Source organism: Nocardioides sp. (genome assembly GCF_030655615.1).
In the GTDB taxonomy this organism is placed as follows: domain Bacteria; phylum Actinomycetota; class Actinomycetes; order Propionibacteriales; family Nocardioidaceae; genus Nocardioides.
The window spans coordinates 1-12,945 of the sequence record NZ_JAURVJ010000219.1; the positions used below are offsets into that span (position 1 = coordinate 1).

At 71.7% G+C, this 12,945-nt stretch carries 14 protein-coding genes and 1 pseudogene; 8 read left to right on the forward strand and 7 right to left on the reverse strand.

The window, feature by feature from the left end; translation table 11 throughout:
* A pseudogene (locus tag Q7T52_RS19275) lies at positions 1-237 on the forward strand (deoxyribodipyrimidine photolyase); the annotation flags it as partial.
* 2 nt (positions 238-239) lie between these two features.
* Here Q7T52_RS19275 and Q7T52_RS19280 read toward each other — a convergent pair.
* Together Q7T52_RS19280 and Q7T52_RS19285 are read right to left on the reverse strand one after the other, a co-directional pair.
* The gene (locus Q7T52_RS19280; protein WP_304805173.1) at positions 240-590 is read right to left on the reverse strand and encodes a UBP-type zinc finger domain-containing protein; all 351 of its coding nucleotides are present in this window, start codon (positions 588-590) and stop codon (positions 240-242) included.
* Positions 587-1,234, reverse strand: coding sequence for a Pr6Pr family membrane protein (locus Q7T52_RS19285; protein ID WP_304805174.1), 648 nt, complete (start codon positions 1,232-1,234; stop codon positions 587-589). The genes Q7T52_RS19280 and Q7T52_RS19285 overlap by 4 nt, the downstream gene beginning before the upstream one ends.
* A gap of 23 nt (positions 1,235-1,257) precedes the next feature.
* Here Q7T52_RS19285 and Q7T52_RS19290 point away from each other — a divergent pair, with 23 nt between their 5' ends.
* The 4 genes from Q7T52_RS19290 to Q7T52_RS19305 are packed head-to-tail and all read left to right on the forward strand — an operon-like array spanning position 1,258 to position 3,792.
* Positions 1,258-1,965 (forward strand): GNAT family N-acetyltransferase, encoded by a 708-nt coding sequence (locus Q7T52_RS19290; protein ID WP_304805175.1) that lies wholly within the window; start codon positions 1,258-1,260, stop codon positions 1,963-1,965.
* Positions 1,966-1,992: 27 nt separating this feature from the next.
* Complete coding sequence (locus Q7T52_RS19295; RefSeq protein WP_304805176.1) at positions 1,993-2,421, forward strand: VOC family protein; 429 nt, start codon at positions 1,993-1,995, stop codon at positions 2,419-2,421.
* Positions 2,418-3,137, forward strand: a complete 720-nt coding sequence (locus Q7T52_RS19300) for a 4a-hydroxytetrahydrobiopterin dehydratase (protein ID WP_304805177.1) — start codon at positions 2,418-2,420, stop codon at positions 3,135-3,137. The genes Q7T52_RS19295 and Q7T52_RS19300 overlap by 4 nt, the downstream gene beginning before the upstream one ends.
* Positions 3,127-3,792 (forward strand): VOC family protein, encoded by a 666-nt coding sequence (locus Q7T52_RS19305; protein WP_304805178.1) that lies wholly within the window; start codon positions 3,127-3,129, stop codon positions 3,790-3,792. Before Q7T52_RS19300 ends, Q7T52_RS19305 begins: the two co-directional genes overlap by 11 nt.
* On the opposite strand, the gene Q7T52_RS19310 is transcribed toward Q7T52_RS19305, so the two are convergent.
* From Q7T52_RS19310 to Q7T52_RS19320, 3 genes are all read right to left on the reverse strand, one after another.
* On the reverse strand, positions 3,767-4,918 hold the full coding sequence (locus Q7T52_RS19310) for a beta-galactosidase (protein WP_304805179.1): 1,152 nt from the start codon (positions 4,916-4,918) through the stop codon (positions 3,767-3,769). The genes Q7T52_RS19305 and Q7T52_RS19310 overlap by 26 nt on opposite strands.
* A 186-nt stretch (positions 4,919-5,104) precedes the next feature.
* The gene (locus Q7T52_RS19315; RefSeq protein WP_304805180.1) at positions 5,105-5,515 is read right to left on the reverse strand and encodes a hypothetical protein; all 411 of its coding nucleotides are present in this window, start codon (positions 5,513-5,515) and stop codon (positions 5,105-5,107) included.
* A gap of 839 nt (positions 5,516-6,354) precedes the next feature.
* The gene (locus Q7T52_RS19320) at positions 6,355-7,695 is read right to left on the reverse strand and encodes an HNH endonuclease signature motif containing protein (protein ID WP_304805181.1); all 1,341 of its coding nucleotides are present in this window, start codon (positions 7,693-7,695) and stop codon (positions 6,355-6,357) included.
* Between the two features lie 303 nt (positions 7,696-7,998).
* Between Q7T52_RS19320 and Q7T52_RS19325 the strand changes: the two genes are divergently transcribed.
* Genes Q7T52_RS19325 through ilvC form a run of 3 tightly spaced genes read left to right on the forward strand, consistent with a single transcriptional unit; the run spans position 7,999 to position 11,366 of the window.
* A complete protein-coding gene (locus Q7T52_RS19325; protein ID WP_304805182.1) occupies positions 7,999-9,747 on the forward strand; it encodes an acetolactate synthase large subunit in 1,749 nt (582 codons plus the stop codon).
* Positions 9,747-10,292 carry an acetolactate synthase small subunit gene (gene ilvN, locus Q7T52_RS19330; RefSeq protein ID WP_304805183.1) on the forward strand — a complete coding sequence of 182 codons (546 nt, stop codon included), beginning with the start codon at positions 9,747-9,749 and terminating at the stop codon, positions 10,290-10,292. The genes Q7T52_RS19325 and ilvN overlap by 1 nt, the downstream gene beginning before the upstream one ends.
* Before the next feature lie 48 nt (positions 10,293-10,340).
* Positions 10,341-11,366, forward strand: a complete 1,026-nt coding sequence (ilvC, locus tag Q7T52_RS19335; protein ID WP_304805184.1) for a ketol-acid reductoisomerase — start codon at positions 10,341-10,343, stop codon at positions 11,364-11,366.
* Between the two features lie 55 nt (positions 11,367-11,421).
* Here the strand turns inward: ilvC and Q7T52_RS19340 are convergent, their stop codons facing one another.
* The gene (locus Q7T52_RS19340; RefSeq protein WP_304805185.1) at positions 11,422-12,228 is read right to left on the reverse strand and encodes an ABC transporter permease; all 807 of its coding nucleotides are present in this window, start codon (positions 12,226-12,228) and stop codon (positions 11,422-11,424) included.
* The coding region (locus Q7T52_RS19345) for an ATP-binding cassette domain-containing protein (RefSeq protein WP_304805186.1) at positions 12,225-12,945 on the reverse strand (721 nt) is incomplete at its 5' end. The genes Q7T52_RS19340 and Q7T52_RS19345, both read right to left, overlap by 4 nt.

The window sequence follows — 12,945 nt, forward strand, 5'->3', positions numbered from 1 at the left end:
CTGGCCGAGTGCCTGGGCGACCTGGCCGCCGAGCACGAGGTGGAGGTGCGCCGCGGCGACGTCGTGGCCGAGCTCTCCGGGCGACCTCTCGCGGCGACGTACGCCCCGGTGCCGGGGTGGGCCCGCCGGGCCGCGCGGCTCGACGTCGCCGAGGTGCACCCCTGGCCGTGGCTGGTGCGACCGCAGCCGCGACCGGTGCGGTCGTTCAGCGCGTGGCGGCGCACGACGGGCCGCTGACCTCAGTGGACGTGCTGCATCCAGTCGGTCGGCACGCGGTCGGCCGGGCCGGGCACCGACTGCTCCTCGGGGTGGGACGTCGGCGGCGCAAGCTCGGTGCCGACGGGCACGTCGGCGTCGCTCTCGGCGGCGAAGTCCCAGAACCACTCCTCGCCGGGCTCGAAGCTCTGCATCACCGGGTGGCCGGTGGCGGCGTAGTGCGCCGAGGCGTGCTGGGCGGGGGAGGAGTCGCAGCAGCCGACGTGGCCGCACGCGGCGCAGCGACGGAGGTGGACCCACCACCCACCGGCCGCGTCGCACTCGACACAGCCCGTGCCGCTGGGAGGGACGCTGACATCGACGCCGTCGGTCATGCGGCTGAGTCTGCCCTGTCCGGCAAGCGCTCGTCGACGGCGGCGAGGGCCGCGACCACGGCGAGGAAGAGGGCGGTCACGCCGACGCACGCGACGACGACCGCCAGGACGCCGTCGGGGCGCGGGTCGAGAAAGGGATAGGGGTACCAGCCCGAGGCCGCCCCCACGACCAGCGTCACGACGAGCCACCCGATCGGCCACCCGAGCGCCACGACCACGGCGCCCCGGTCGATGCGGCCGCGGGGCCCGAACACCGCCCAGCCGACGACCGCCAGCACGGGCACGACCATGTGCAGCAGCTTGTCGGCTGCCCAGTCAGCCCCCTCGAGGTCGAGCAGCGGGCGCAGCAGCACGAAGTGGACGACGCCGGTCACCGTGATCCCGCCGGTGCCAGCGAGCCGCACGCGGCGGAACCACGCCGCGTCGGCGGCCGGGTCGCGCACGACCGCCCACGCCCCGACGGCGACCAGCACGTTGCTCTGGATCGTGAAGTAGGCGACGAACCGGTAGAGCGCCACCGGCAGCGACGGCTCCTCGACCTCGTCGAGGACCTCGCCGCCCTGCACGACGAGCACGAGCTGGAAGAGGATCGCTGCGGTCGTGACGACCGCGACGACCAGGTGGAATCGGCGCGCGTTCTGCACACGCCTGACAGTAGGGTCCGGAGGTGCCCGAGGAGAACGCCCACGGCCAGCGCGTCGGCGACGTCGTGGTCGGCTGGACCCCGCGACCCTGGCCGACCCCGGTGCGCCTCGAGGGTCGGTACGTCGTCCTCGAGCCGCTCGACGCCGCCCACGCCCCGGCGCTGCACCGGGCGCTGTGCAGCCCGGATGACCACGCGCTGTGGACCTACCGGCCGACCGAGCCGCCGGCCGACGTACCGGCGATGGAGGGGCTGATCGAGGCGACGCTCGCCGCGCCGGTGATGGAGACCTGGGCGGTGGTGGCGGTCGGCGGGCCCGACGGGGGAGAGCCCGGTGGCATCACGTCGTTCATGCGGATCGAGCCCGGCACGGGCCAGGTCGAGGTCGCGTCGGTCCTCTACGGCCGGCACCTGCAGCGCACGCCGGCGACCACCGAGGCGACCCACCTGCTGATGCGGTGGGCGTTCGACGAGCTCGGCTACCGGCGGTTCGAGTGGAAGTGCGACGCGCTCAACGAGCCGTCGCGGCGCGCCGCCGCGCGGCTGGGGTTCACCTACGAGGGCCGCTTCCGCCACCACATGATCACCAAGGGCCGTAACCGCGACACCGACTGGTTCTCGGTCACCGACGCCGAGTGGCCGGCGGTGCGCGCCGCGCACGAGGCGTGGCTCGACCCGGCCAACTTCGACGCCGAGGGTCGCCAGCGTTCCCCTCTCCGAGTGGTGACCTGAGCCACGCCGTCTGGTTGAGTCGGGGCGATGGACCAGCGGATCAGCTTCGTCACGCTCGCCGTCGCCGACCTCGAGGCGTCGCGGCGCTTCTACTTGGACGGCCTCGGCTGGACCGAGGCGCTGCACGAGCCCGGCGACGTGAGCATGATCCACGTCGGCGAGCACGTCGTCCTGTCGCTCTGGGACCGCGTGGCGTTCGAGGCCGAGGTCGGCCCGATCGCCGCCGGGGTGTCGTCGGGAGGCGGCGTCCCGCCGTTCACGCTGGCCCACAACGTCGCGACGCCGGAGGAGGTCGACGCCGTGCTCGCCCTGGCCGAGGCCGCCGGCGCCGAGCGGGTGGGCGAGCCCCAGGAGCGCGAGTGGGGCGGCTACACCGGCTACTTCGCCGACCCTGACGGCTTCCGCTGGGAAGTCGCCACCAACCCCGGACCGATCGGACAGAAGGTGCTGCCATGACTGACGCCCAGGACACGACCGACGACAAGAAGACCATGTCGCCCGCAGACGTCGCCGCCGAGCTGCTCGACGACTGGCGCTACATCATGGGGGCGCTGCACGCGCGGTTCGAGACCGGCGACTTCGCCACCGGGCTGCGGCTCGTCAACGACATCGGGGGATCAGCCGAGGCGGCCGACCACCACCCCGACGTCGACCTGCGCTACCCGTTCGTGTCGGTGCGGCTCAGCAGCCACGACGTCGGCGGCGTCACCCAGCGCGACGTCCGGCTCGCGCGCGAGATCACCGACCACGCCGGTCGGCTCGCGGCGACGCCCCGTCCCGACGAGCTGCGCGTGGTCGAGTGGGCCCTCGACACCCGGGCCCACGCCGACGTCGCCCCGTTCTGGGCGGCCGTGCTCGGACGTCCGGCGCCCGAGGGCGACGCCGACGCGCTCACCGACCCCGACGGCACCGGCCTCGGCGTGTGGTTCCAGGAGGCGCCCGACGCGACCTCGACCGTCGAGGACCCGCCCGAGCAGCGCTGGCACGTCGACGTCAGCGTCCCGTCCGAGGCTGCGGAGCGCCGGGTGCAGGAGGCGATCGCGGCCGGTGGCACGCTCGTCAGCGACGCCCGCAAGCCGAGCTTCTGGGTGCTCGCCGACGCGCACGGCAACCAGGCCTGCATCTGCACCGCCATCGGGTCGACCGAGGAGGTCCCGGTCGGTGACGCCTGAGGACCAGCGGCTCCTCGACGGCCACGACGTCGAGGCTGAGGGGCTCTCCGACTGGCGCCTGCTGTTCTGGAGGCTGCACGCCCGGTTCGAGACGGGCGACTTCGCGACCGGCGTACGCCTGGTCGAGGCGATCGGCGTGGCCGCCGAGGCCGCCGACCACCACCCCGACGTCGACCTCACCTACCCACGCGTCGACGTCAGGCTGTGGAGCCACGACGTCGGGGGAGCGACGCCGCGCGACGTGCGCCTGGCCCGGGACATCACCGCGGCGGCCGCCGCCCTCGGTGCCGTGGCCCGGCCCGAGCAGGTCAGCGTGCTCGAGCTCGCGATCGACACCCCCGACTTCGCGGAGGTCAAGGCGTTCTGGGCGGCGCTGCTCGGCCATGAGCCCAGCCCCCACGACCACCGCGAGCTCACCGACCCCGACGGCACCATGCCGACCATCTGGGCGCAGGCAACCGACCCGCACGAGGCGCCCCGGCAGCGCTGGCACCTCGACCTCCGGGTCCCGCCCGAGGTCGCGCAGACGCGCATCCGGGCCGCGCTCGACGCCGGCGGCACCCTCGTCAGCGACGAGCGGGCCCCCGCCTTCTGGGTGCTCGCCGACGCCCAGGGCAACCAGGCCTGCATCACGACCTGGCGCGGTCGCGACTGAGCTCCCGGCGCAGGGCGGCGTAGGCGGGCTTGGCGTGCCGGTCGTGGGTGAGGACGCCGAAGTTGTCCTCACGGTCGCCGGCGTCGGTGCCGGCATCGCGCAGGGAGTACAGGTAGATCGGACCGGTGTAGCCGCGGCGGCGGGCCTCACGGATCCCGGAGACGAGCATGGCGGCCTGGTCCTGCTCGCCGACCGCCTCGTCGCTGGTCCCGGTCGGGGCGCCGTACTCGGTGAGCCAGATCTTGCTGCGGGCGTCACCGTTGGCCGCCATGATCTGGCGCAGCTGGCGCATCCGGAAGAAGGTGTTCCACTCCTCGAAGCCGGTGGGCATCGCGGGGAAGCTGTAGGGGTGCACCGAGACGGCGTCGAAGTTCCTGAGCGGGACGCGGGCGTAGACGCCGCGGAGGAACGTCATCGGCGAGACGGTCTCCCCGGCCACGTCGTTGGCCGGGGACATCGAGCCGACCAGGACGCGGGCCCCGGGGTCGCCGGCGCGCAGCCGAGGGGCGACGGCGTTGACGAGGGCGGCGTACTGCGCGGCGTTGGGCGGGGCGATCCAGAACCGCTGCAGGTTCGGCTCGTTCCAGATCTCCCAGGCGCCGACCTGGGTGCGGTACCGCGCGGCGGCGGCGCCGGCGAACCGGGCGAACCCCGCACGGTCGACGGGCTGCGGACGGCCGGCGGAGTCGTAGCGCTGGGCCCAGTCGGGCTGGTAGCCGATGACGGCGAGGACGCGGATGCCGCGCCTGCGGGTCTCGGCGAGGACGCGGTCGGACTGGGACCAGTCGTAGCGGCCGCGGACGCCCTCGACGCGTGCCCAGGACAGGTCGAGGCGGATGCGGGTGACCCCGATGGCGCGCATCTGGTCGAGGTCGCGCCGCAGGTCCTCGAGGCTCTCCTCCTGGATCGAGAACCCCGGGCTGAACCCGACCGGGACGCGCTTCACCGCGCTGCGTGCCCGCGAGGCCGGCGCGGTTCTCGACACCGCCGCCGCGGTGGTTGCGGTGGTTGGGGTGGCTGCGGCCGGGGTGGTCGAGCGGGCGGGGGCGACCAGGGTGGCTGGTGCTGCGTCGGCCTGCGCCGTGGTCGTGCCGTACGCCAGCAGGGCGACACACATCGCTGCCACGCCCATCCGTCGCAGTGGGCGGGGTCGAGAGGCCACGGTCGTGGGGGATTCCGGGTCCATGAGCCGATGCTCACCCAACTTCCCTGCCGGGGTAATGGGCTGGATCCACAAGTGCCTGGACGATCTGCGGGCATAGCCACATCGGGCCGGTAGCGGTTGACCGATCGGCGTGCTGTCTCGCTCGGTCTAGGTCCGGGGTCGGTCCAGGACCAGGTCGACATCGGTGCCGTCGTTTAGCGCGCCACCGCACCCAGGTCTACGGCCCCGGTGGTGGACCTCGAGGCTCCGGGCGGACCGCTGCCCGTCCTGGGCGACCACGCCGAGGTCGACGGTGCCGGGGTTCGAGCCGAAGGCGCACGGCACGGTGCACGTGACGCGACCGTCGCCGTGCAGCGACAGACCGGAGTGCAGGCCCGCGTCGAAGGTCGCGGTGTCTCGCTCCGGCGACCAGCTGGTCCCCTGCTCGATGTCGAACCGCAGCTGCTGGAGCATCGGGACGCCGTCCCGGCGGTAGCGGACCACCTCGACCTGCGGCACGGGCCGACCGCCGGAGTCGTGCACCGCGGTGATCGTGAGCACCGGCTCCATGTAGCTCACGACAGACGCGCAGTCGGTGGCTCCCTGGTCCGACCGGTCGACGCCGCAGGCAACGAGCGCGATCGCGGACGCAGCGGTGAAGAGCACGTGCCGTCGTCGCGGTCGATCACGAGGGGTGGTCACCAGGGTGGGACGTCGTCGCGTCGTCCACGGCTCCGCCCACTGGTCGATCACCGTCCGGCGCGTTCGGGCCGAGCCCGTCGAGAGCGCATGCCGGGCCTGTACGTGGCCCCGACGCAGCGCCATGCCTGACGCCACCGTGAGGTGTCCGCTCGGATCTCTCAGCGCCGGGAGCCCGCCTTGGACCCGGCATGCCTGCTGAGACTCGCATCCGGTTCCGCGATGAGCGAGCCCATTTCGTCACGGCTCATCCACTCGACACGCGGCACGAATGCGGGCTCGCAGCGGCATCGTCGGGCGGATTCTCGTTGCGACGATTGTCGGCGGCGGCACCGTTCGTCCGGATTGGACTGTCGGTCGCCGGACGCAGAGTGCGCACTCTTGACGGGCCGGACGGAGAACGGCATGGCATCACCGAAGACGTACCTCACGAGTACCAAGAACCCCGACGGCATGCTGACCGCGATGCAACAGGCTGCCATCGGCGGATTGGGCGTGTGCGATCTTCGACGGGGTCGAACGGTCTCGAAATGTGATCATGCACGTTGGCCGGCTCGATGCCGAGGACGTCGCTCGAATCGGAACCAACCTGCGGGACTGGGTTGAGCAAGTCGGAGCGTGATCTGCTGAGTCGCCTATCGGGAGTTGGATGCGGCGGCACGTCGAGCCTGAAGCCCGACCAGCCGCACGTGCGGGCGGACATGATGGTGCGTGACCCGCTAGGTCTGGCAGACGCAGTTGGTGGTGCCGCGGTCGTGGAGGTAGCTGGTGCCGTAGGGATCGGTCCAGAGGAAGACCCGTGGCTCGAGCCGGCGATAGGTCCAGGCGGTGTGGGTCTTGAGTCGATGGTGGTGTCGGCACAGCGGCGCGATGTTGTGGCTGCAGGTGGGTCCGCCGCCGGGAGCGGGGTCCCAGGGTTCGATGTGGTCGCAGTCGCAGCACTCGGTGGGGCGGGTGCACCACGGGAAGACGCAAGTCGGGTTGACGAGCTTGGTCTGCTCGCGCAGCCGGTCGGGGACCGCGTAGGCCTCGGTGTGGAGCTCCTCGGCGAGGTCGAGGACCGGCTTGACGACGACGTGGGTGTCGGTGCGGGCCAGCCACTCCCGCACCTGCTGGACCAGGACGGGACGACGGGTGGTCTCGTCGAACCCGACCGGGTCCGCGCCGAGGACGGCGAGGTCGGTGAGGTGGAGGTAGACCACGGCCTTCTTGCCCGGTGCCGGTGCGTCGGTGCCGTCGAGGAGGGCCAGGGCCTGCGCGGGGTCGGCCAGCACGCCCAGCGCCCGGGCTCGACGGGCGTCGAGACCCATCAGGCTGTCGGGACCCTCGGTCTCCTTGAGTGCGGCGGCGATGCGGGCGACGGTCTGGAGGAGGTCGTGCACGTCCTTCCAGTCACCCCGAGCCGTCAGGGTGACCGACCCGTCCGCGGCGGGGTCGTCGGGAGTGACGTGGTGGTGCTCCTCGGCGCACTCCTGGTCGAGCTCGCGGGCCTCGGCGTGCAGCAGGAGCATCGCCGCCTCGAGCTTGCGCTCGAGGGTGGCGGCGCTGACCGTGCCGACGATGGGGGCGACCTCGGTGTCGATGTGGGTCACGACGTCGGCGGGCGAGCCGATGACGAGCTGGGCGACCTTGCGGGCACGCCACGCCGGCGCGGCACCGGCCGTGACCCGCTCCCAGACGCGGGGGAGACGGTGGTGCAGGATCAGGGCGTCGCGGATCAGGGCCTTCCCGGCGGCGGTGGACATGCCGTTGGCGGCCGCGAACGCGGCGGGAGCGTCCCAGGCGACCGGTGGGATGCCGATCCAGCCGACTGCCTCCTCGCACTCGGGATCGGTGACGTCGATCTCGTCGGCGGCCCCGTCGAGCTCGCCCAGCGGCACCGCGGTCGCCGCGGTGACGCGCCAGGCACGGGCTCCGTCGGGGGCGGGGTGGGCGTGGGCCCACTCGACGGCGAGCCCCATGACGTGGGCCTCGAGCGCGTCGACGGCGACGCGGGAGCGGCGCACCTCGGCGAGGAGCATCGCGGGAGTCGCGATGGTCTCGTCGGCGAGGGCGGTCATGGCATCTAGAATAGTCGACAGCATGTTCGAATACAAGCGTCCAGCGACACGGCCTCAGCGCCCAGCCATGTCAGATCGTGGGATCGATGTCCCACGATGTGGGACCGTGGCAGACTCGTCTGCGGCCCCGAGGGGTCGGCGGCTACGGTGGCAGCATGCTTCACGACCTTCTCGTACCCGTGCGACGCGCCGTCTGACCACCTCAGTCAGCGCGTCACCCCTCGTTGCCAGCACTGGCCGAGGGGTTTTTTGTTGCCACGACACCCTCAGCGAGACCAGCACCAAGGAAGAGAGAACGAGCGGATGAGCGAGACCAGCGGGGCGATCACCGGGGCCCAGAGCCTGATCAAGGCCCTCGAGGCCGCAGGGACCGAGACCATCTTCGGCATCCCGGGAGGCGCGATCCTCCCGGCCTACGACCCCCTCATGGACTCCTCGATCCGCCACATCCTGGTGCGCCACGAGCAGGGCGCCGGCCACGCGGCCCAGGGGTACGCCGCCGCGACGGGTCGGGTGGGCGTCTGCATGGCGACCTCCGGTCCGGGGGCGACCAACCTGGTCACGCCGATCGCCGACGCCCACATGGACTCGGTGCCGATGGTGGCCGTCACCGGCCAGGTCGGCGCGGCGATGATCGGTACCGACGCCTTCCAGGAGGCCGACATCCGCGGCATCACGATGCCGATCACCAAGCACAACTTCCTGGTCACCGACCCGGCCGACATCCCGCGCACGATCGCCGAGGCGTTCCACATCGCCTCGACGGGCCGCCCCGGTCCGGTCCTCGTCGACGTCGCCAAGTCGGCGCTGCAGGCCATGACCACCTTCGACTGGCCCAGCGAGATCCACCTGCCCGGCTACCGTCCGGTGACCCGGCCCCACTCCAAGCAGATCCGCGAGGCGACCCGGCTGCTGCTCGAGGCCCGCAAGCCCGTCCTCTACGTCGGCGGCGGCACGATCCGCGCCGGCGCGTCGAAGGAGCTGCTCGCCCTCGCCGAGCTCACCGGCATCCCGGTCGTCACCACGCTGATGGCGCTCGGCGCGTTCCCCGACAGCCACCCGCAGCACCTCGGGATGCCCGGCATGCACGGCACCGTCGCGGCGGTCGCGGGCCTGCAGAAGAGCGACCTGATCCTCAGCCTCGGCGCCCGCTTCGACGACCGCGTCACCGGCAACCTGGACTCGTTCGCACCCGGCGCCAAGGTCATCCACGCCGACATCGACCCGGCCGAGATCGGCAAGAACCGCCACGCCGACGTCCCGATCGTCGGCGACGTCCGCGAGGTGCTGCTCGACCTCTACGCGGCGCTCAAGACCGAGGCCGACGCGGGCCACACCGGCGACTACGAGGGCTGGGTGGCCTTCCTGTCCGGCGTCAAGGCGACGTACCCGCTCGGCTACGACAAGCCCGCCACCGGCCTCTCGCCCCAGTACGTCATCGAGCGGCTCGGCGCGATCGCCGGTCCCGACTCGATCTACACCTCGGGCGTCGGCCAGCACCAGATGTGGGCGGCGCACTACGTGAAGTACGAGAAGCCCCGCACCTGGCTCAACTCCGGCGGTCTCGGGACCATGGGCTACGCCGTCCCGGCCGCCATGGGCGCCAAGGTCGGCATGCCCGACACGACGGTGTGGGCGATCGACGGCGACGGCTGCTTCCAGATGACCAACCAGGAGCTCGCGACCTGCGCAATCAACGACATCCCGATCAAGGTCGCGATCATCAACAACGAGTCGCTCGGCATGGTGCGGCAGTGGCAGACGCTCTTCTACAACGAGCGCTACTCCAACACCGACCTGCACTCCAAGCGCATCCCCGACTTCGTCAAGCTCGCCGACGCCTACGGCTGCGTCGGCCTGGCCTGCGAGTCGGCCGAGGACGTCGACGCCACCATCACCAAGGCGATGGAGATCAACGACGTGCCGGTCGTCGTCGACTTCCGCGTCCACCGCGACGCGATGGTGTGGCCGATGGTCGCCGCCGGCACCAGCAACGACGAGATCAAGTACGCCCGGGACCTGGCTCCCGACTTCGAGGAGAACGACCTCTGATGACGACCCACACCCTCTCCGTCCTCGTCGAGAACAAGCCCGGCGTCCTGGCCCGGATCGCCGGCCTCTTCAGCCGTCGCGGCTTCAACATCGACTCCCTCGCGGTGGGCCCCACCGAGCACCCCGAGGTCTCGCGGATGACCATCGTCGTCAACGTCGACTCCTCGCCGCTCGAGCAGGTCACCAAGCAGCTCAACAAGCTGGTCGAGGTCATCAAGATCGTCGAGCTCGACCCCACGACCTCCGTGACCCGCGAGCTCGTCATGGTCAAGGTCGGGGCGAGCGTCGAGACCCGCGGCTCGGTGCTCGAGATCGTCCAGCTCTTCCGGGCCAAGGTCATCGACATCGCGCCCGACGCGATCACGATGCAGATCACCGGCAACGCGGGCAAGATCGCCGACTTCCTCACCATGATGGAGCCGTTCGGCGTCCGCGAGCTCGTCCAGTCGGGCCAGGTCGCCATCGGCCGCGGCTCGCGCTCCATCTCCGAGCGCTCCCTGCGCCCGGTCGCCGTTCCCGTCCCGCCGGCACACGCCGCCGGTTGAGGACGACGTACCCACCCCTGCACCACCAACCCGAAGGAGAAGCCCACCGTGGCTGAGATGTTCTACGACGACGACGCCGACCTCTCCCTGATCCAGGGCAAGAACGTGGCGGTCATCGGCTATGGCTCGCAGGGTCACGCGCACGCGCTCAACCTGCGCGACTCCGGCGTCGACGTCCGCGTCGGCCTGGCCGAGGGTTCCAGGAGCAAGGCCAAGGCCGAGGAGGCGGGCCTGCGGGTCCTCACCGTGTCCGAGGCCGTCGAGGAGGCCGACGTCGTCGTGATCCTCACCCCCGACCAGGTGCAGCGCCACGTCTACGCCGAGTCGATCGAGCCCCATCTCGCCGAGGGCGACACCCTGGTCTTCGGCCACGGCTTCAACATCCGCTTCGGCTACATCAAGGCCCCCGAGGGCGTCGACGTCATCCTCGTCGCGCCCAAGGCGCCGGGCCACACCGTGCGCCGCGAGTTCGAGGCCGGCCGCGGCATCCCCGACATCATCGCCGTCGAGCAGGACGCCAGCGGCACCGCCTGGGACCTCGCGAAGTCCTACGCCAAGGCCATCGGCGGCACCCGCGCCGGCGTCATCAAGACCACCTTCACCGAGGAGACCGAGACCGACCTCTTCGGCGAGCAGGCCGTGCTCTGCGGCGGCGTCTCCCACCTGGTGCAGGCCGGGTTCGAGACCCTCACCGAGGCCGGCTACCAGCCCGAGATCGCCTACTTCGAGGTCCTCCACGAGCTCAAGCTCATCGTCGACCTGATGTGGGAGGGCGGCATCGCCAAGCAGCGCTGGAGCATCTCCGACACCGCCGAGTACGGCGACTACGTGTCCGGGCCGCGCATCATCGACGCCTCGGTCAAGGGCCGCATGCAGGAGGTGCTGTCGGAGATCCAGGACGGCACCTTCGCCAAGCGCTTCATCGCCGACCAGGACAACGGCGCCGTCGAGTTCAAGAAGCTCCGCGAGGAGGAGGCCGGCCACTCGATCGAGGCCACCGGCAAGGCCCTGCGCTCCCACTTCTCGTGGCAGCAGGCCGACAAGGACTACACCGAGGGTTCCGCCGCGCGCTGACCTCACCTCCACGCTGACCCGTCGTAGATCTACGACGGGTCAGCGCGATTTTCGGCTACTTGACCTCGGAGCGCAACACCATCCGCAGGCCGACGGCGAGCGGCAGGACGAGCCAGAAGAAGCCGGACACCCCGAGCTGGGCCCACTGCTCGAGCGACACGTCGCCGTCGAAGAGCGGCCCCTGGGCGAAGTTGAAGTCGACCCACCCGCGGGCGTCGGCGAACCACTGCTGGTTGACCGCCAGCAGCTCGGTGAGGCCGGTCAGGACGAACGAGTAGACGAAGTAGGCCACGATCGCGGCGGCCGAGCTGCGCAGGAGCACGCCGAGCATGAAGCCGACGAGCAGGCCGAGCACGTTGGCCAGGATGATGAGGCCGAGGTCGATCGCGGAGACGTTCCACACCGTGTCGACCCCGGCGATCGCGGCGCCGACCACGTTGCCCAGGGCGCCGATCGCCGCGGCCGCGACCATCGAGACGACGCCGATCCCGACGGCGCAGAGCGCCTTGGCCGCGATGACGCGGCCGCGACCGGGGACGAAGGTGAAGGTCGTCAGCCCGGTGCGCTGGCTCCACTCGCTGGTCACCGACAGCACCGCGATGACCGGGAGGACCACCGCCATCGGGAAGCCGATGGCCGCCGCGAACGTCTCGTAGGTCAGCTCGTCGTCGGGGGCGAAGAGGAGGACGGCGGAGGTGGCCAGGACGGCCAGGATGCCGATGCTGGCCATCAGCCAGAAGCCGGAGCGGGTGTCGAACATCTTGCGCAGCTCGACCGAGGTGACCCGGCTGAACGGGATCGGGTCGAACGTCGGGGCCGGGGCGGCCCCGGTGGGGGAGGGGGTGGGGGCGAGCGTGGTCATGCCGCGACTCCTTCGCGCTGGGTGGTGGCGGTGAGCTCGAGGAACATCTCCTCCAGGCCGGCGCCGTCGGCCGGCCTCAGCTCGAGCAGGGGTACGCCGGCCGCGTGGGCGACCTTGCCGACCAGCTCGGGATCAGCGTCGGCGCGGAACCCGCCGTCGAGCGGGCTGACGCCGATCGCCGACTCGGCGAGGGCGCGGCCGAGGGCGTCGAGGTCGCGGGCCCGGACGAGCGTCCCCGAGCCGGCCAGCAGCTCGGCCTTGGTGCCGGAGGCCACGATCCGGCCGTCGCCGATCACGACCAGGTCGTCGGCGATGACCTCGATCTCGTGCAGCAGGTGCGAGGACAGCAGGACCGTGCCGCCGGCGTCGGCGTACCCGCGGAGCAGGTCGCGCATCCAGCGGATGCCGGCCGGGTCGAGCCCGTTGGCGGGCTCGTCGAGCACCAGCACCTCCGGGTCCCCGATCAGCGCGGTCGCGATGCCGAGCCGCTGGCGCATGCCGAGCGAGTAGTTCTTGACGCGGCGCTTGGCCTCCTCAGGCGTCAGGCTGACGAGCTCGAGCATCTGGTCGACGCGCGACGACGGCAGGCCCATCGTGATGGCGCTCAACGTCAGGATCTCGCGGCCCGTGCGACCGGCGTGCTGCGCCGACGCGTCGAGCAGGACGCCGATCTGCGTGCCCGGGTTCGGGATGTCGGAGTAACGGACGCCGCCGATC

Coding starts and splice junctions, on each gene's coding strand:
- Q7T52_RS19280 (WP_304805173.1), bottom strand. CDS start 590: ATGACCGACGGCGTCGATGTCAGCGTCCCTCCCAGCGGCACGGGCTGT.
- Q7T52_RS19295 (WP_304805176.1), top strand. CDS start 1,993: ATGGACCAGCGGATCAGCTTCGTCACGCTCGCCGTCGCCGACCTCGAG.
- Q7T52_RS19300 (WP_304805177.1), top strand. CDS start 2,418: ATGACTGACGCCCAGGACACGACCGACGACAAGAAGACCATGTCGCCC.
- Q7T52_RS19320 (WP_304805181.1), bottom strand. CDS start 7,695: ATGACCGCCCTCGCCGACGAGACCATCGCGACTCCCGCGATGCTCCTC.
- Q7T52_RS19325 (WP_304805182.1), top strand. CDS start 7,999: ATGAGCGAGACCAGCGGGGCGATCACCGGGGCCCAGAGCCTGATCAAG.
- ilvN (WP_304805183.1), top strand. CDS start 9,747: ATGACGACCCACACCCTCTCCGTCCTCGTCGAGAACAAGCCCGGCGTC.
- Q7T52_RS19340 (WP_304805185.1), bottom strand. CDS start 12,228: ATGACCACGCTCGCCCCCACCCCCTCCCCCACCGGGGCCGCCCCGGCC.